We start from the raw sequence: 18,052 nt of genomic DNA, 5'->3' as shown, positions 1-18,052 counted from the left end.
TTAGCCATTTTATGGCGAAGTGGGCCTAAGACGACCCACTACAAAAAGAAAAATAACGATCTGAAAATTTGTTTGAAAATTAATCAAATCAAGAGGGAAAACTTGATTTTTTTGAAAGCGAAAGAAAGCGAAAAGTTTATCAATTCATATTAATTCTACAAACTATAAAATGATTTCTATTTATTACTATATATTTTAAACTTTTTAATCTCATAATTTCCTATATTAGAAACTAAATCAACTCTTAAATTATTATTAATATATTCAGAAGGTATTAGTAAATTTATTTTATTATTTCCTATTTTTAGTAGAATTCGATATGAGTCTGCTTCATTATAGTTTGAATTATTATCTTTTTTATAGAATAATTGAAAAGTTGTATCAACATTTGAATTTATTTCATAACTTAAAATCACATTTTTAGAATTTGCTTTTGTTTCATTTAAAATAATTATGGGGTCACTATTTATTGCATTTAAATTATAATTCTCATTCTTAAAATCCAACTCTAATTGTTCATTTTTAAAATAATTATTTTGCTTAATATCAAAAATTTGGTTTTCTAAATTAATGTTATCAATAGATATTTGAGAAATATTAGGTATAGATGTAACTATTGAATCATTATATAAAGCTCTTTCAACTATTTGATATATTACTAGATCTGGTTTATTTTCTTCTACAAAGTTTGATAATTTTTCTCCATTAATTTGTCCATAATGCCATTTCCAAATAGTATTAAAAGTCAAATTATATAATTCAGAAGTAGCTGTTCCAAAAGAATCACAAAGTAATAAAAGTTTTTTATTGTCTTTTATATTTTTATTTATTATATATTGAGGCTGAGCATTTATTCCCATTATTGGATTTAACTTATTATTACATTTTTCTAATATTCCATTATTTTTAATAATATTCCCATGACATACTTCTTGATTATTCTCAAAGTTTAAAATATATGAATTCTCATATTTTTCATCTAATATTGTATTTATTTTCAAAAAAGAAGATAAATCTCCCGAAGGTCCAAATTGATCTTTGATAGTATAATTAGGTTTTTGAAGATTTAAATTAAATTTATTATTAATGTAATTTATTGTTTCTGAATAAGCTATTGAAGCTCCCAGATTATTCCAATGCGTATCTGTTTTAAAATATAGTAATTTGTCTTTTTTATTGTTGCTTATTATATTCCTCAAATCTAAAATATTTATATCTTTTAAATTTGATTGTTCAACAATATTATCAGTAATCGTTTTTCCATCATATTGCATCCAATTTGGCAATTTTTCCTTATAAATAGAGTGTTTATTAGGAGCAATTACAATTACGAAGTTAATACCTCTTTCTTCATACCATTTTTGTAAATCTTTTAATTTATTTGTCCAATTATTAATCTCTTCATTTGTAGGCTTATAGATTCCATTTGTTTTATGTAAAACATTATCATAATTATTACCTAAAAATAAAAAATCATCTTTACCTGCTATTACTTGCGCTTGATTCATAGAATAATTAAACTTTTTATAAATTATATAATTTCTGTATGCTTCAAAATTATCAAGAGTGTAAATATTTTCTTTTTTTATCTCTTTACCCAATATAATAAAATTTAAAATAGGAATAAACGAAATAATTAGAAAAGAGACTATTATAAAATATTTTATAAATTTTTTATTACTCAAAGTTTATTCCTAAAAATTAAAATATAAAAATACATTTGACGAACTTACTAAAGAAGTTATAAAAGCATAAGAAAATAAGAAAATCGATAATATCAAATATTTTTTATTCAATTTAATATTTAAATAATACATACTATTTTTAAAAGCTAAAACTAAAACAAATGCCAAAACAAACCATAAAGGAGTAAAATAATCTCCACCAATATTTTCTACAAATCCACCAAAAATAATTTCAAATGATTTTAAAAATTGAAGTTTTGATTCTAAAAAATTTGGCAACACAACATTATTCAAACTAAACATAGAACTCAAAACCTTAATAGCATCTTCCCACTCACGAGCCCTAAAAAATATCCATGCTACATTTACAAAGTTAAATGTAATTAACCAAGCTAACCAAGTCCACATCTTAAATCCAAGGTTTGACCAAAGTCTATGAATTACTAAAGCCATTCCATGCAGAAAACCCCAAAACAAAAATGTCCATCCTGCTCCATGCCAGAATCCACCTATTACAAAAGTTGCCATTAAATTTGTATATGTTCTTAAAGACGATTTCTTATTTCCACCCAATGGAATATAGATATATGGAATGACCCCACAATACTAGACACTCTTGAAACTGTTAATCTGGTCGATAATGACCAAATAAAATACCAAGAGGAGAAAGTCATTCCATGGCAAATAAACTATACACAGACGAGTTCAAACAAGAGGCTGTCAACCAAATTATCAAAAATGGTTATCCCATTAAAGATACTGCACAAAGATTGGGAGTGCATCCTGATTCGCTCAAAGCATGGATAAAAATCTACAGTAATCCGCAAAGTACCTCACAACACCAAGCTTCCAAAGATTTGTCATCGGAAAATAGAAAGCTCAAAGCAGAATTAAAAAGAGTCACAGAGGAGCGCGATATTCTAAAAAAGGCCGCAGCGTACTTTGCCAAAAACCAAAAGTAAAGTACGCCTTTATCAAAGAGTATGAGCCACTCTATCCTGTGAGAAGAATGTGCAAAACTTTGCAAGTTCATTTTAGTGGTTATTACGCATGGGCTAAACAACCAGAGTCAAAGCGTGACATAGCTAATAAAGTTGTGTTGCACCACATTAAAGAGGCTTATGAGCATAGTGGGCGTATTTATGGATATCGAACTGTTACAAAAGATCTTGTGGCATCAGGTATTGGTGTTAATAAAAAACGCGTTGCAAGATTGATGGGTGAAGCCAAACTCTTTGGTGCAGGTGTAAAGCAGAGAAAACCTCGTTACAAAAAAGGGAAAAGACATGTGGCGCATCCTAACCATCTTGGACAGTGCTTCAATGTTCAAGAGCCAAATCACACATGGGTAACAGATATAACCTATATCAAAACATACGAAGGATGGTTTTATTTAGCAGTTGTATTAGATCTTTTTAGCAGAAAAATAGCAGGATGGGCAACAAGTCATCGCATGACAACTGGGTTGGCTCTAAAAGCCCTGGAAATGGCAACCTTTAGACAAAAACCACATCATGAAGTGATTGTACACTCAGACCAAGGCTCACAATATAGCTCATACGAGTGGCAAGCACTTCTCCAAAAATACAACCTTATCCCTAGTATGAGCAGGCGAGGAAATTGTTATGATAATGCAGTTGCTGAGAGCTTTTTTAAAACATTTAAGCGTGAATGTGTCAAAAAGCAGATTTATATTACACGAGAAGAAGCACAATCAGACATATTTTACTACATCGAAATGTTTTATAATTCAACTAGAAGGCATAGTTATCTTGGTTATATTTCACCCAATGAATTTGAAAAAAGATATAATGAGAAATTAAATATGGCTTCGCAGAATTAAATTGTGTCTACAAATTTGGGGTCATTCCATACAAATGATTTTACTAATAATAGATTTATTACAAAAGTTTGATTATAGAATTGATGAAACTAATATCAAGAGATTTTTAAAAGCTTTGCAAAAATTAGAAGAACATCAACACCAAATATTTTTAGAGGATTTAGAAAAAACTTTACAATTTTTTGAGGATAAAAAAAGATTACAGGAACAAGATTTTTTAACTTCACTTAGAGAAAAAAATAGTGATAGATAATATCAATCCATTTAAAAGCCTAATAGCTCTTAGTAATGAACTAAGTGCTATTAGATTACAAAAGGGCTATTTACTTCAATGTGAAAAGAATAATGCACTTATAAGTGAATTATCAAAAGAACTTAAAGCTCTTGTTATTGTTCAAAGTGAACTTAAAAATGATAGAGAAAGATTTATCAAAAAAGATAAATTTCTTTCTTCTTATCCTATTGAAAAAATCGATTTGAAATTGGAACTACTAAAAAATCAAAAATCCATGATTGTTGAAAATATGGATTTTAGTTTGGGGGTTGGAGTTTTAATCAATAATCTATAAATTGTAATAATTTAGCTAATAGTTTAACATTAAATGGATTTCCATAATCCATAGTAATAGTGTCTTTTCCTTGACTATGTCCAACAAAAGCTTGGTAATGTTCTATTTTGCAATCACTTTGTTTAAAAATATCTATAACCAAATGTCTTAAACAATAAAAGGTTTTTTCGTCATTTATTAAAGATTTGTAATATTTTCTAAAATAGGAACTAAAATTTTTATTTGATATTGTAAATAATTCTTTATCCTTAGAATTTACAAATTCTAATAATCCAAATTCCAACAACTTATTATGGATAGGTATTGTTCTTACACTTTTTTTAGTTTTAGTTGTTTTATCTTCTTTTGTATTTATACTAATACAAAAAATATCTCCAATCTTAACAATATCCTCTTTTTGTAATTGTGTTATTTCCTTTAATCGCATTCCCTGGTAAGCAGCTATATATGTAATAAATCTATTTTCTAAAGTGTCATTTTTCATTAAATCAAAGATTTTAGAAACTTCTTCATAGGTATAAGGTTCTCTATTTTTTCCATTTTCGTCATAAGTTGGAATAATAAAATCTTCACCTATTATGTACTTTAATTTGTGCATATAACTAAAATATAGATTAACTTTTTCTATATAATTGTTAATAGTTGTATTATCTAACTTATCGTAATCATCATTATTTTCCAAAATAAAATCTAAATCTTTACCTTTAAAAAAATTATAAGTTGTTAATCTTTTTGGTATTTCCAACAAAATGTCTCTAAAATCTTCTAAATCATCGAATTCAATATCCATTAAATTTTTGTCTTTAAAATACAAATCTAAAAGATTTAGAGCTCTATTGCCTAATTGTTCATTATCCAAACTCCAATTATATGTTTTTTTATGATATTAGACATCTTGCAAAACTCATTTGTATTCCACAGCAAAACCACGGTCAAAGTTGATTAATCCACATATCAAATTAAAGCGTAGATTGAATCGTTTTCTTCTGTTTCTGTATTTTTGGGTGAGTATCTGAAATGTTTTGATTTTAGCATTCACATGTTCAACACATATTCTAGCACTTGCTTTTTGTCTGTTTTCCTCTTTTTGCTCCTCACTCAAAGGATGAAGTTTGGAGGCTTTATGGGGAATTTGACAATGGCTATGTTCTTTGGCAATACCCAGATATCCCAAATCAACATAAACACAGGTCTTGGGCATCAAGGGGAGATTAGATTCTTGAAACAGTCTAAAATCATGTGTCGTACCTTTAGCGGTATGCACACACATAATCCTCTCCTCTTTATCAATCACAATCTGTCCTTTAAGGGTATGACGCTTTTGCTTACCTGAGTAGTACTCTCTTTGCTTTTTTTGGGTCTTTGACAAGGCGTTTCTGTCGCATCAATGACAACAAAAGAGAGGGCAACATCACTTTTATAGAGTTCTCTCTTGCTTGGCAATGAAAATCTACCAGACTTAATCAACACTTCTTCTACTTCACATACAATCCTTGAAGCCGTTGATTCACTCACACCATAATCAAATCCAATATGTTCAAGGGTGCGATACTCACGATAATAGCCAAGCATCAAAAGTACTTTATTTTCTGGTGAAAGAGATCTCCTCCCTCCTACACCTAATCCTTTTTTACGATTCTCATCGTATTGCCTAAACACCTCTATCATTGCGTTAAATGTCTCTTCATTAACGCCAATATGGCGCTTAAAATCTTTGGGTTTACGCTTTTGCATTTGTTCATATTTTTTCATGCCTCTTGCCAAGCATTTTTAGTGCCTTTTATTTGAGTTTTGCAAGATGTCTATTTTTTAAATCGTTCAAAAGTTGATTTTACATTTCTATATGGTTTATTTGTTTCTATTCCAGCAACAACTTTTTTTATTATTGGTTTTGGTTTATTATAATAACTATTATCTATCTTGTTGTTAATTGTTTTTAAATGGTTTATTTTACTACTTAATAGAATTTTACCTATTTCGTTTATTTCGTCGTTATTTGGTTTATAACTTATTTTATTTAATATTGTTTGAATTTCGTTTTTATCATAAATCCCATCTTCATATTCGTTTTGTAATTGTTTAATATTATCTTCTAAACCTAAAGCAAATAAAGTATCTTCAGGGTTTTTAATACTATATAAATCCTTTTCAGTATCTTCTAAAAGTGTATTATGAAACTCCTCAACAAGTTGATGAATTAAGTTAATATCAAATGACATAAAATAAACCTCTTTAATAGCATTAAATTTTTGATTTAATATCTTAGCATACTTTAGAGCTAAAGTCTTAGATTTAGTACTTAGTGTGCGAATATAAAGAACTTTATTTTGGAAAAATTTTTTTAAGTTTTTTGGGATTGATTTACGATAATAGAAAATATTTTTACGAAGATAGATATTTTTCATATTCAAACTTTTTTTCAAATTTGAATGATTAAAAACTATAACAAAATATAACAACATTAAAAAAGATATATTGATTGTATTTTGGGAAAATCCCAATTTGTGAGGTTTATTTGCTTTAAAATGGTGTCAAGAGAGGGACTCGAACCCTCGACCTCCGGCTTATGAGACCAGCGCTCTAACCAGCTGAGCTACCTTGACATGGTTAAAAGAGGTTGGCATTATATAGTCATAAAACTTATACTTTGGTTAATTATGGCATCTTTCGTGAAACATGAAAAAAAGTTGAAAACATTGAGTATATCAGACTAAACTTTTACCGCTTTTTTCTTGACTTTTGAGCGGTATTTGTGTAAAATTTTGTCACTCGAAACAAACGAGTGCTAAAATTTTAGTCAAAAGGACATACAAATGACTTTTAAACCACTTGGAAAACGTGTACTTCTTGAAAGAGTCGAAGAAGCTACGAAAACAGCATCAGGTATTATCATTCCTGACAATGCCAAAGAAAAACCTCTTAGCGGTATTGTTAGAGCAGTCAGTCCTAAAGTTGAAGAAAAAGGACTTGTAAGTGTTGGTGACAAGGTTGTCTTTGCAAAATATGCAGGCACAGAGCTTACGCTTGATGGCAAAACCTACGTGGTGATGACTATCGACGACATTCTTGGCGTTTTATAATCAATCAATAAAAAAAGGAAATACACATGGCAAAAGAGATTCAATTTTCAGACAATGCTCGCAATGCACTCTACGAAGGTGTTAAAAAACTCAATGACGCTGTAAAAGTTACAATGGGACCACGCGGTCGTAATGTTTTGATCCAAAAAAGCTTTGGCGCTCCTAGCATCACCAAAGATGGTGTTTCTGTGGCTAAAGAGATCGAACTTAAAGATACCATCGAAAACATGGGCGCTCAACTCGTTAAAGAAGTGGCTTCTAAAACGGCGGATCAAGCGGGTGATGGTACCACCACTGCAACGGTTTTGGCACATGCTATTTTCAAAGAGGGTCTTAGAAACATCACTGCGGGTGCAAACCCTATTGAAGTGAAACGTGGTATGGACAAAGCAGCAGAAGCGATCATCGCTGAGCTTAAAACAATGGCAAAAGCGGTTAAAGATAAAAAAGAGATCGCACAAGTTGCAACGATTTCTGCCAACTCAGACACGGTTATCGGTGAGTTGATCGCTGAAGCGATGGAAAAAGTGGGCAAAGACGGTGTTATTACCGTTGAAGAAGCAAAAGGCATCCAAGACGAGTTAGACGTTGTTGAGGGTATGCAGTTTGACCGTGGTTACCTCTCTCCTTACTTTGTGACCAATCCTGAGAAAATGCAGACGATTTTAGAGCATCCTTATGTTTTATTGTATGACAAAAAAGTTTCTAACCTTAAAGATCTTCTCCCTGTACTTGAGCAAGTTCAAAAAACAGGTAAACCTCTTCTTATCATCGCTGAAGACATTGACGGTGAAGCGTTGGCAACGTTAGTTGTTAACAAACTCAGAGGTGTTTTGAATATCGCTGCGGTTAAAGCGCCAGGTTTTGGTGATAGAAGAAAAGCAATGCTTGAAGACATCGCGATCATCAGTGGTGGTGAAGTGATCAGTGAAGAGCTAGGACGCACACTTGAAGCAGCTACCTTGGCTGATCTTGGTCAAGCAGCACGCATCGTGATCGACAAAGACAATACAACCATCGTTAACGGTAATGGTGATAAAGCGCGCATTGACGCTCGTGTTGGTCAGATTAAAGCGCAAATCGCTGAGACAAGCAGTGACTACGATAGAGAAAAACTTCAAGAGCGTTTAGCAAAACTTAGCGGTGGTGTTGCGGTCATTAAAGTGGGCGCTTCAACGGAAACTGAGATGAAAGAGAAAAAAGATAGAGTAGATGATGCACTTTCAGCGACTAAAGCGGCTGTTGAAGAAGGCATCGTTGTGGGTGGTGGTTCTGCATTCTTGCTTGCAAACGCAAAAATCAAACTCAACCTCACTGGCGATGAAGCGATTGGCGCTGAGATCGTTACACGCGCTCTTAAAGCTCCATTGAAACAAATCGCTGAAAATGCGGGCTTTGATGCAGGCGTTGTGGCGAACAATGTTCTAACAAGCAACAAACCAAACTATGGCTTCAACGCTGCAACGGGCGAGTATGTCGATATGTTTGAAGCGGGCATCGTTGATCCTGTTAAAGTTTCACGTATTGCACTTCAAAATGCGGTTTCGGTTGCAAGTCTACTTTTGACAACAGAAGCTACCATCACCAATGCAAAAGAGGATAAAGCTCCTTCAATGCCAGATATGAGTGGAATGGGCGGAATGGGAGGCATGGGCGGAATGATGTAATCATTCCCTCCTGCTTTACATGTAAAGCCATTTCGGTGGCTTTACGCTTTCAAATATCATGAAAAAACTTACCCTCCTTCTCATCTTTGTATCCCAAACACTCTTTGCCGCTGATTCGCTGATGGATGCACTCCTAGATGGCAATCTAACGCACAAAGTCAATGCCAATTACAATGAAGCAAGCGACGAAGAGAGCCCCTTTTCGAGCACCAAAACTCAAAAAATTCTTTTTCACTACAAAACGGCTCCCATTGAAGGCATACGACTTGAAGTTGCCACCCAATCGTTTGCAACCGAAACCCGCCAAAGTAGTACCGATAACACTATCTACTACTCAGAAGCGCTGTACGATGGGAAGGCTGAAGAGTTTGGCTATCGACTCAGTGCGAACTACTACGCAGATACGTATCGTCAAAGTGTTGAGCAAAGTGGTATTGAAACGACCAATGCATTTGGGGTTAAAGCGCAGGTGAATTATGAAAATTTTGGAAGTTATATTGCTTATTCAAAGGTGCTTGAAGGCAGTCACAGTGCCAGTGGTGCTTTGGATGGAAAAGATCAGCTTTTACCAACCTCTTCCGTGCTCAGTTCCAACAACTACACACCCAATACAGAAGCCTACGCGGTCGATCTAAACTACTCGCCGCGCAAAGACATTACGCTAGGCTCTCGCTATGTTGTTGCCAGTGAAGCGCAAACAAATCTCTCTTACACGGGAGTCTACAGTAACTTTCAAGTCAATGAAATTGCCAAAGGACTCAATCTAGGCGTTTCGTATGATAAAACAGGCCTAGATAAAGAAAACGATCAGTTTATCATCAACTTCAAAAGTAAGTTTTAATGCCCACGACCTAAGAGTTCAGAAGCTTCCATCACCACCATAAACGCCTCTTTATCCACCGTTTGGATTAGCTCTTTAAGCATTGGGATTTTACGATTTTCGACCACCAAAAAGATCATGCGTTTGTTTTCATGCTCAAAAATGCCGTTCCCCTCAACAATCGTTCCGTTTTTCCCTAGTAGTGGCACGATTTGAGCACAGAGTTCTTCGATTTTTGCAGAGACGATGTGCACCACTTTTTTAGAAGGGCCGCGCGTTAAAAACATATCGATACTTTTAGCACTAATGTAAATGCTCACCAAACTCCAAAGCGCTAAGTCAATGTTTTGAGAAATAAATGCAATCGCAAGGATCACGAGCATATCGATAAAAAGCATTACCGAAGAGGCTTTGATGCTCGTTTTTGACGCGACGATTTTGGCGATGATAGTTGAGCCTCCAGCGGAAGCATGACCACTTAAAATAAATCCTAAACCAATACCAACCGCAATACCACCAAAGATCGACGCTAAAATCACATCGTGACTGAGAGCGTTTACATGTAAGAATTCAACCATGAAGTCAATACACACAGAGGTAAACCCAATCGCGATGATACTACGAAGGGTAAAATGCTTGCCAAAGTATTTGGTGCCCAAGAAAAGCAGTGGGACATTAATCGCGATCATAAGCACACCCACAGGCAGTTTAAAAAGGTAATGCCCTAAAAGCGCCATACCCGATGTGCCACCCGTTACCAACGCATTGGGAATAAACAGAGCCACCACGCCAAAGCTCAAGAAGAGCGAACCTAAGAAAATATAACTGTAATTTTTGAATTCTGATTTCAAGAGGAAAAACCTTACATGTAAGAAAATAATGGCGCTATTCTAGCGTTCGCAGGCTTCAAGAACAATAGTGTCGATTGGGGGAAGTGATATAAAGAACTCATTAAGCGGTGTGCATCTGCCATCAAAACAGAGCTCATACTCCGTTGTAAAAGGCGAATGCGCCAAACGAAGCTCTTGAAGTGGAGGTACATGAGGCGTGTAGTGCCAAGCACCTTCTTTAAACACGGCATCAGGTGGAGGTTCCATCCCTGCACCACTTCCGCGCACGCTAGCACGCATTACATGTAAGGATTTCCCCTCGATTTGCCACTGCTCTTCCCATCGAATTTTTTCAACCGAGTGCATCCAAGCAAGGGTAAACGAGTTTAGGAACAAGCTCACGGTTATTGCTCCTGAACTCATACATAACGCGATCATTTCGATTTATATCTTTTCCATCCATTCCATGCAATGAAAAGCATGCCTAAGGACAGTCCAATTTCATCGGTGATCGGTAAAGCAACGACTAAAAGAGCTGCCACACACGCGGCAATAATGCGTTCAATCATCTGAAGGGGCGTCCACAAATACCCAATGGCAGAGCAACCCCATAAGAAAATGGCAAGCAGTGCTTTGAACACAATGTACACAACTGCCGTCCATGTAGGATCGCCTTGAAGCATTAATGCAGGATCATACACCGCCATATAAGGCACCACAAACCCTGCTATAGCGATTTGCGTCGCTTTAAAGCCTATCTTCATCGCAGAAGCTTTAGCGATAGAAGCTGCGGCAAAGGCGGCAAGGGCAACAGGCGGTGTAAGGTCAGCCATAATACCAAAGTAAAAAACAAACATATGGCTTACGATAAGAGGAACGCCTAGCTTCAAAAGTGCAGGGGCAGCAATGGAGCTGGTGATGATGTAGTTAGGAATAGTCGGAATTCCCATACCTAAGATAATACACACAATCATGGTTAAAAACAGTGAGAGGAAAAGGCTGGTCTCTCCCACTTCAAGGATAAACCCTGCAAAATTGGATGCCGCGCCTGTGAGCGTTAAAACGCCGATGATGACACCTACGATCGCACACGCAATTCCCACGCCAAGTGCTTGTTTTGCTCCATCAACCAGTGCTGTTTTCATGGTTCTTAGCGTATCACGCCCGCCTTGAACCATAAAATTAAGAGCGACTAACAGCACAATGACGCCTAAAACAGGAACAATGCCCCACTCTAAAAAGGAGGAAGCGCTGAGGGCTATCGCAAACCAAAACACATACCGCACGGCTGTATGAGAGATGCGTGCCGCCAACGCGGCTCCTAAAATCAAGACCGAGGTTAAAGTTAAGCCCATCATTCCTGCAAACATTGGGGTGAACCCATGAAACAGCATGTACACTAATGCCACCAACGGAAGCGCTAGATACCAACTCATTTTGAGCTCGTTCCAGACATTAGGACATTGATCCGCAGGAATACCTAAAAGCTTTAAGCGCCCTGCTTCAAGATGTACCATCCAAAAAGCCGTAGCATAGTAAAGCGTCGCTGGAATAATCGCCGCTTTAACAATATCGGAGTATGCCACATTGAGCGTCTCCGCCATAATAAACGCCACTGCGCCCATAACAGGGGGCATAATCTGCCCGCCCATCGATGAAGTCGCTTCAACAGCCCCTGCAAAAACGGGCGTATAGCCAAAGCGCTTCATCAACGGAATCGTAAATTGACCAACGGTTAAAACATTGGCGACGCCTGAGCCTGAGATGGTTCCCATAAGACCTGAAGAGATGACCGCAACTTTAGCGGGACCTCCTTGCGCGCGACCTACTAGACCAAGGGCAAGGGCGTTAAAGAGGCGAATCATGCCTGCATGTTCCAAAAACGTTCCAAACAGAATGAACAAAAAGATGTACGTAGCAGAGACAAGCGTTGGTATCCCTAAAACACCATCACTTCCAAGGTAAAGTTGCCCTACGATTTGGTCAAACCCAAATCCTCGATGCGCGATGGAAAGGGGTAAATATTGCCCAAAAAAGCCGTAGGCTAAAAAAAGCGAACATACAATTGGCAATGCCCAGCCTACCACACGACGTGCTGCTTCAAAAATAAGGACGGAGGCGAGCGTGGCTACCACCAAATCTGCCGTCGTTGGATCACCCGAGCGCTCAATCAAATCGGCTTCAAAGAAAAGATGATAAAACCCAACTGAAAACCCTAGTAAAGAGAGCAAAATATCGTACCACGGGATACTTTGCTCTTTTCGACCCTTTTTTCGCGCAGGGTAAAGCATAAAAATTAAAAGCATCAAAAAGCTTACATGTAACGCTCTAATAATCAAACTGGAAAACGGGTGAAACGCCGCAACAGAGATCTGATACGCAGAAAAGCAGAGTGCTCCAAACACCACCAAGCGGGATGCCCAGCCTATCAGCTGACGCTGGTGTCCGTGCTCTTCAAAATCGGAAGCCTCTTCGTGCACTTCCTCGTTTACTAAGGCTGACATACTTAATTCCTTCACAATGTGTTAAGTAAAGGAAGCTCTATTACTTCAGAGCTTCCTCTTTTTTTGTAGAGTTCTTACAGAACTCTTTACACGTCTTTAAAGCAAAGCTCAAAACGAAGTTTCTGTGAAAAGACTACGTTAACACTGCGTTTTGCAAGACGAAATGCCCACGCACCTTTAGTGCTTTACCTTTTTATAAAATGAGTTTTATAAAAAGTCTATTTTAAAATACCCACTTCTTTGTAGTACCGCGCAGCTCCTGGATGCAAGGGTGCAGGAGGATTTTTTGCAGCATTTTCGAGTTTAATACCTTTTGCTGCGGCGTGCGCTGCGACCATTTGGTCTAGGTTTTCAAACATGGTTTTGGTCATCGTATAAACTGTTTGCTCTGAAACGCCAGCATGTGTGACAAGGAAATTTTGAACGGAAACAGTTTTAACATCCTCTGTTTGACCTTCATACGTATTGGCAGGAATGATGCCAACTTGGTACGCTGGATCACCAATTTTTGTGACAATTTCCTCAGGAATCGTCAAGAAAACGACTTTTTGAGACGTCGCAAGATCGCGAAGTGCTGCTACACCAGCACCAGAGGAAAGCAGTGTAACATCCAGTTGTCTGTTTTTCATGAGTTCAACGGATTCTGCATACGAGAGGTACTCGACTCTTGAAAAGTCTTTGTAGTCAATGCCTGCTGCTTCTAAAATCTTTTTAGAATTCAAAGCGGTACCCGATTTTGGAGCACCGACAGAGATGCGTTTGCCTTTGATGTCAGCAAATGACTTGATGCCAGAATCCGCGGCAGCGACAAAGTGAATGTAGTTGGGATAAAGGGCTGAAATGGTACGAAGCTTGCTAAGTGGCGCTTTAAAGCCGGCATCTGCATCGCCTTTGTACGCATCGGAGAAGGAATCACCTAAAGAGATGCCTACTTCACCGCGTCCTGCTTGGAGAAGGTTGAGGTTTTCGACACTCGCCTTGGTTGCTTGAACCGCTGTTTTAGAATCGGGAATCGCTTTGGCATACATCTGCGAAAGTGCGACACCCAGAGGATAATAAATCCCACTCGTTCCACCCGTCAAAACGTTGATAAACTCTGCCGCATACACGGAAACGCTCAAACATACGGCTACTGCACCTACTAAAAGTGATTTCTTCATCCATTGCTCCTTATGAAATTTGATATTACACCAAAGGCTTATGAAGCCCCGTTAGTCTTATTTTAACGACCAAGGCTCCATAAACTTCTTATACTTTTACTTTAATGCAAATTTCCTTGGAGAATCTAAAAAAGTCACACCATTACCTCTTTACATGTAAAGTGTTTCCCTGCGAAGCATTTTAATAGCCAAGCGCTTCATCCACTAAAATAATCGTCGTTCGCCCTTCGTCATCACCGTTGATGTAGGCAAATTTTCGACCGATGTTACTCATGTTATGGCGTGGCTCTTTTCCCATACTGATGGCAAGGTTATTCATACGCTCAATGTTCTTAGGACTTGCCACATCGCGAATGCGCGCAAAGCCCTCTTCCACGTTTGCAACCAACTTATTGATGCCTGCGATAATCAGCACTTTTTTAGGCCCAAAAATCTGCGCTGCAACCCTGTTTCCACTGCCATCGGCATTGACAAGCTCCCCATTTTTCGTCAGGGCATTGGTACTCGTGATGTAAAGATCTGCGAGAATACCTTTATGCCTTCGATCGCTATTTTCTTCCATGCTGATGCCCGCTTCGTACTGATTAAAAAGTGTAATGTCCTTACGAGAAGTAACATAGTCATACAGCCCAATTTGTTTGACCGTCGTCGATCCGCCAAATCCGATGCTCATGTGCGGCTTAATAAAACTCATCGCGACACTCAGCGCTTCTTCTTGCGTGGGAACACAAATCAGCTCGAAGCCATGTTTTTTATAAATTTTTTTAAGATTTTCCATCGTACCATCCTTTGAATGTGTGAATTGCTGATAGATTATAGAAAAATCTCTTATTTTAAACAAGGGTTAAACAAGCTATAATAATGCACTATTAAGAACATGACACAAGGAATTGACCCCTATGGGAAGAGCGTTTGAATACCGAAAAGCATCAAAAATGAAACGATGGGGAAATATGTCACGCGTATTTCCAAGACTTGGCCGAACCATTATGATGGCGGCAAAAGAAGGCGGTGGAGACCCTGAGAGCAATGCAAAACTCAGAACAGCGATCCTCAACGCCAAAGCGGAAAATATGCCTAAAGACAACATCGATGCGGCAATTAAACGAGCCCTTGGCAAAGATGCACAAACCCTGAGTGAAGTCACCTTTGAAGGCAAAGGACCGCACGGTTCACTCTTTTTTGTGGAGTGTGCAACGGACAACAATACACGTAGCGTTGCGAACATCAAAAGCGCGTTTAAAAAAGCAGGCGGCGAGATGGTCAATAATGGCTCACTCGAATTTATGTTCTCTCGCAAAGCGGTTTTTGAGTTTGCCAAAACAGCAGACATGGACATCGAAGAGCTAGAACTTGAACTCATCGACGCGGGACTTGAAGAGATCGAGGAAGAAGATGGGGTTGTGTTGGTGTATGCCGATTACACCAACTTTGGAACGCTCAATGCCGCCTTTGATCGCCTTGGCATTGTCCTTACCAAAGCCAACTTGGAACGCATCGCCAACAATCCTGTGAGCTTCAGCGAAGAGCAGATGGTCGATGTCGATAAAATCATCGAAAAAATCGAAGATGATGATGACGTACAGGCTGTTTATACAAACATTGGTTAACATAGTAGGGCTTTACATGTAAAGCCCTACTCTCTTGAATTATTGAAAAAATCCCGAATATCCACTTCTAAAACATTCGCAATTTTACCAAATGCTCAACATTGAATTTCTTACGCTGAATACCAAGTTCTGCCTTGGCATAAAATGCTGCTGATGAGTGTCCGATAGCAAGCGCCATTTCAAGCTGACTCTTTCCCTTCATTTCCCTCAATAGCTTTACATTATGGCGTATTTGAGCATGTATTTCTTCAACATCATAGTGACACATAATTCTCTGCTCTTTCAAAACAGTACCTAACACAGGCGACTTTTTTGTGAGTTTACTTTGATAACACGTTTGCTTCAATGTCCTATAGGACTTTGCAGTATTTCTTTTATTGGCTTACAATGCTCAGAATATTAATTTTTTATTATTAGTTATTCCTAAAAGAATTACCAAGGAACAGAGGGCAAATCCATCTCAATATGGCATTTTACCAAATTGTTAGGTTTGTTATTTTAGTGCATTTATGAAATATCTTCAGGTTAAATACAATGGGGGCAAGATTGTAGCTTTAACGACACTTTTCTCATATCAATTTTATTTAAAAATCCTTAATACCATAGATTGAACATTTCAAAGGAGTTACTATGAGTCTATCCAAACAGTTGATAACAATGCTAAGCATTGCTATTTTAGGAATTTTTGCTGTCTTTAGTATTGGTTTAAATAAAATGGATAAAGTTTATGAAGAGACGAATACATGTAATGTGAATTCATTACCTAGCGTTATCTTAATGAGCCATTTACAAAAAACCATGTATCGCATTCGACTTACTATTTGGCAGCATCTTGGTACTGAAGATATGAATGAAATGAAAAAACTAGAAGAACAATACCGAAAATACAAAGCGGAGTTTGAAAAAGAGTTCAAAAATTATGAATCACTTGTTTCAGATGATAAAGATAAAGAGTTATATGAAAAAGAAAAGGAGTATTTTGCACACTATTCTACGTTTATAGAAAAATTCTTTGCTCTTTCCAATGCAAATAAAAACTCTGAAGCAAAAGCATTAAATATAGCAAATCAAACAATTGCACAAAATATGATGCAAGCTATTGATGAACACATGCAATATAACCAACTCTTAGCAGATAAAGATGCTAAAAATGCCGTTATCGAGAAAAATAGTGCTAGTACCATCATGATAAGTCTCTCTTTGCTTATCGCCATTGCTATGGTTATCATAGGCATTGTCATCCGCAACAACATTATGCACGGTGTATCACTGATACGTGATGGCATCTCAGGTTTTGTACAAAATAAAGAGCTTAAATTTAGAATCAAATACGGTAAAAACAATGAGATTCAAGAGATCGTCAATAGCTTTAATAGTTTGGTGGATACCTTAGAAACGATCATTGATGATGTCAAGCGCTCTTCAAGTGAGAATGCTTCGGTTTCGCATGAGCTCAGTACCACCAGTATGCAAATAGGTAGAAATGCTGAAAACAGTACGGTCATTGTTAACAATACGATTGAAGAGATTGTCACCATTAAGAAGTTTGTGCAAGAAACCGCTATTTTATCGGAAGAGATGAAAAAAAGTATTGCTCTAGCAGGCGATAAACTAGAGTCAGCTAAGAAAGAGGTCATCATGCTCAAAGATGAAGTCGAGCTGGCGAGTGAAGCAGAAACAGCTTTAGCATCACAATTAGAGCAGATGAGCAGAGATGCCGAACAAGTCAAACAAATCTTAACAGTGATTTCGGATATTGCGGATCAAACCAATTTATTGGCTCTTAATGCGGCGATTGAAGCGGCGCGTGCAGGAGATCATGGGCGTGGTTTTGCGGTGGTTGCCGATGAAGTGCGAAAGTTAGCAGAGCGAACCCAAACCTCACTGACAGAGATCAATGCGACGATTAATATCATTGTCCAGTCCATTGTGAACTCTTCGGATAAGATGACCAAGAATGCTCAAAATGTAAGACGATTAGCAGGGGTTTCTACCAATGTGGAAGAGACGATTATCAGCACCACTTCGGTGATGGATGAGAGTGTGAAGTCGGTTACGATTAGTGCCAATAATTCCAATAAGATTGCTCAAGATACCGATAAGATTGTGGACCTTGTGACTAACATTAATTCCATTACGAGTGAAAATGCCAGAAGTGTGGAAGAGATCGCAAGTGCGGCGGATCATCTCTCGAAGTTGGCGGAAAACCTCAATCTTAAGCTGGGGCAATTTCAGTAAAAAAGCCTTCGCGTCTTTTTACATGTAAAGAGGGGAAAATTGCTCT

20 protein-coding genes and 1 tRNA gene are annotated in these 18,052 nt (G+C 37.2%); 8 read left to right on the top strand and 13 right to left on the bottom strand.

The annotated features are described in order from the left end of the window. Positions 1 to 176 precede the first annotated feature (176 nt). Positions 177 to 1,685: an alginate O-acetyltransferase AlgX-related protein gene (locus SMUL_RS16525; protein ID WP_025344154.1), complete on the bottom strand. Its 1,509-nt coding sequence runs from the start codon at positions 1,683 to 1,685 to the stop codon at positions 177 to 179. A 9-nt stretch (positions 1,686 to 1,694) separates the two neighbouring features. Further along, positions 1,695 to 2,258: an MBOAT family O-acyltransferase gene (locus SMUL_RS04955; protein WP_235674110.1), complete on the bottom strand. Its 564-nt coding sequence runs from the start codon at positions 2,256 to 2,258 to the stop codon at positions 1,695 to 1,697. Between the two features lie 104 nt (positions 2,259 to 2,362). On the opposite strand from SMUL_RS04955, the gene SMUL_RS04945 reads away from it, so the two are divergent. The 3 genes from SMUL_RS04945 to SMUL_RS04935 all read left to right on the top strand — a co-directional run bounded on the left by SMUL_RS04945 (position 2,363) and on the right by SMUL_RS04935 (position 4,097). Further along, positions 2,363 to 3,528, top strand: a protein-coding gene (locus SMUL_RS04945) for an IS3 family transposase (RefSeq protein WP_148295253.1) whose coding sequence is annotated in 2 segments (ribosomal slippage) — positions 2,363 to 2,615 and positions 2,615 to 3,528 — 1,167 coding nt in all. Because the reading frame shifts where the segments join, the coding sequence is not laid out codon by codon here. Between the two features lie 34 nt (positions 3,529 to 3,562). Then, positions 3,563 to 3,781: a hypothetical protein gene (locus SMUL_RS04940; protein ID WP_025344152.1), complete on the top strand. Its 219-nt coding sequence runs from the start codon at positions 3,563 to 3,565 to the stop codon at positions 3,779 to 3,781. Further along, the gene (locus SMUL_RS04935; protein WP_025344151.1) at positions 3,771 to 4,097 is read left to right on the top strand and encodes a hypothetical protein; all 327 of its coding nucleotides are present in this window, start codon (positions 3,771 to 3,773) and stop codon (positions 4,095 to 4,097) included. The genes SMUL_RS04940 and SMUL_RS04935 overlap by 11 nt, the downstream gene beginning before the upstream one ends. Here the strand turns inward: SMUL_RS04935 and SMUL_RS04930 are convergent. The 5 genes from SMUL_RS04930 to SMUL_RS04910 form a co-directional block, all read right to left on the bottom strand. Continuing rightward, complete coding sequence (locus tag SMUL_RS04930) at positions 4,084 to 4,956, bottom strand: tyrosine-type recombinase/integrase (RefSeq protein WP_038533049.1); 873 nt, start codon at positions 4,954 to 4,956, stop codon at positions 4,084 to 4,086. The two genes, SMUL_RS04935 and SMUL_RS04930, sit on opposite strands and share 14 nt — an antisense overlap. Before the next feature lie 45 nt (positions 4,957 to 5,001). Beyond that, a complete protein-coding gene (locus tag SMUL_RS04925; RefSeq protein WP_084613060.1) occupies positions 5,002 to 5,466 on the bottom strand; it encodes a transposase family protein in 465 nt (154 codons plus the stop codon). After that, entirely contained in the window at positions 5,388 to 5,849 is a 462-nt protein-coding gene (locus SMUL_RS04920; protein ID WP_025344149.1) for a transposase family protein, read from the bottom strand. Before SMUL_RS04920 ends, SMUL_RS04925 begins: the two co-directional genes overlap by 79 nt. Positions 5,850 to 5,899: 50 nt before the next feature. Next, on the bottom strand, positions 5,900 to 6,502 hold the full coding sequence (locus SMUL_RS16945; protein WP_025344148.1) for a DUF6538 domain-containing protein: 603 nt from the start codon (positions 6,500 to 6,502) through the stop codon (positions 5,900 to 5,902). Between the two features lie 121 nt (positions 6,503 to 6,623). After that, positions 6,624 to 6,700: transfer RNA gene (locus tag SMUL_RS04910), tRNA-Met, on the bottom strand. A gap of 210 nt (positions 6,701 to 6,910) precedes the next feature. On the opposite strand from SMUL_RS04910, the gene groES reads away from it, so the two are divergent. From groES to SMUL_RS04895, 3 genes are read left to right on the top strand one after another with little or no spacing between them, the layout of a single operon-like run. Continuing rightward, positions 6,911 to 7,177 (top strand): co-chaperone GroES, encoded by a 267-nt coding sequence (gene groES / locus SMUL_RS04905; RefSeq protein WP_025344147.1) that lies wholly within the window; start codon positions 6,911 to 6,913, stop codon positions 7,175 to 7,177. A 26-nt stretch (positions 7,178 to 7,203) separates the two neighbouring features. After that, the gene (groL, locus tag SMUL_RS04900) at positions 7,204 to 8,844 is read left to right on the top strand and encodes a chaperonin GroEL (protein ID WP_025344146.1); all 1,641 of its coding nucleotides are present in this window, start codon (positions 7,204 to 7,206) and stop codon (positions 8,842 to 8,844) included. A 58-nt stretch (positions 8,845 to 8,902) separates the two neighbouring features. Next, positions 8,903 to 9,685, top strand: coding sequence for a hypothetical protein (locus SMUL_RS04895; protein WP_025344145.1), 783 nt, complete (start codon positions 8,903 to 8,905; stop codon positions 9,683 to 9,685). Here SMUL_RS04895 and SMUL_RS04890 read toward each other — a convergent pair. From SMUL_RS04890 to SMUL_RS04870, 5 genes are all read right to left on the bottom strand, one after another. Next, complete coding sequence (locus SMUL_RS04890) at positions 9,682 to 10,515, bottom strand: YitT family protein (RefSeq protein WP_025344144.1); 834 nt, start codon at positions 10,513 to 10,515, stop codon at positions 9,682 to 9,684. The genes SMUL_RS04895 and SMUL_RS04890 overlap by 4 nt on opposite strands. A gap of 39 nt (positions 10,516 to 10,554) precedes the next feature. Further along, a complete protein-coding gene (locus SMUL_RS04885) occupies positions 10,555 to 10,896 on the bottom strand; it encodes a DUF1850 domain-containing protein (RefSeq protein WP_223809774.1) in 342 nt (113 codons plus the stop codon). 32 nt (positions 10,897 to 10,928) lie between these two features. After that, positions 10,929 to 12,998, bottom strand: coding sequence for a TRAP transporter permease (locus SMUL_RS04880; protein WP_084613076.1), 2,070 nt, complete (start codon positions 12,996 to 12,998; stop codon positions 10,929 to 10,931). A gap of 218 nt (positions 12,999 to 13,216) precedes the next feature. Continuing rightward, positions 13,217 to 14,158, bottom strand: coding sequence for a TAXI family TRAP transporter solute-binding subunit (locus tag SMUL_RS04875; RefSeq protein WP_025344142.1), 942 nt, complete (start codon positions 14,156 to 14,158; stop codon positions 13,217 to 13,219). A 181-nt stretch (positions 14,159 to 14,339) separates the two neighbouring features. Continuing rightward, positions 14,340 to 14,936, bottom strand: a complete 597-nt coding sequence (locus tag SMUL_RS04870; RefSeq protein WP_025344141.1) for a lactate utilization protein — start codon at positions 14,934 to 14,936, stop codon at positions 14,340 to 14,342. A 121-nt stretch (positions 14,937 to 15,057) separates the two neighbouring features. Between SMUL_RS04870 and SMUL_RS04865 the strand changes: the two genes are divergently transcribed. After that, positions 15,058 to 15,768, top strand: coding sequence for a YebC/PmpR family DNA-binding transcriptional regulator (locus SMUL_RS04865; protein WP_025344140.1), 711 nt, complete (start codon positions 15,058 to 15,060; stop codon positions 15,766 to 15,768). Positions 15,769 to 15,835: 67 nt separating this feature from the next. On the opposite strand, the gene SMUL_RS04860 is transcribed toward SMUL_RS04865, so the two are convergent. Then, entirely contained in the window at positions 15,836 to 16,054 is a 219-nt protein-coding gene (locus SMUL_RS04860) for an XRE family transcriptional regulator (RefSeq protein ID WP_223809773.1), read from the bottom strand. 344 nt (positions 16,055 to 16,398) lie between these two features. Between SMUL_RS04860 and SMUL_RS04855 the strand changes: the two genes are divergently transcribed. Further along, the gene (locus SMUL_RS04855; protein WP_025344139.1) at positions 16,399 to 18,006 is read left to right on the top strand and encodes a methyl-accepting chemotaxis protein; all 1,608 of its coding nucleotides are present in this window, start codon (positions 16,399 to 16,401) and stop codon (positions 18,004 to 18,006) included. Positions 18,007 to 18,052: the final 46 nt, after the last annotated feature.

The organism is Sulfurospirillum multivorans DSM 12446 (assembly GCF_000568815.1).
Classification (GTDB): Bacteria; Campylobacterota; Campylobacteria; order Campylobacterales; family Sulfurospirillaceae; genus Sulfurospirillum; species Sulfurospirillum multivorans.
The sequence above is the reverse complement of the archived record's forward strand: the minus strand, read 5'-3'. Positions and strand labels throughout refer to the sequence as shown.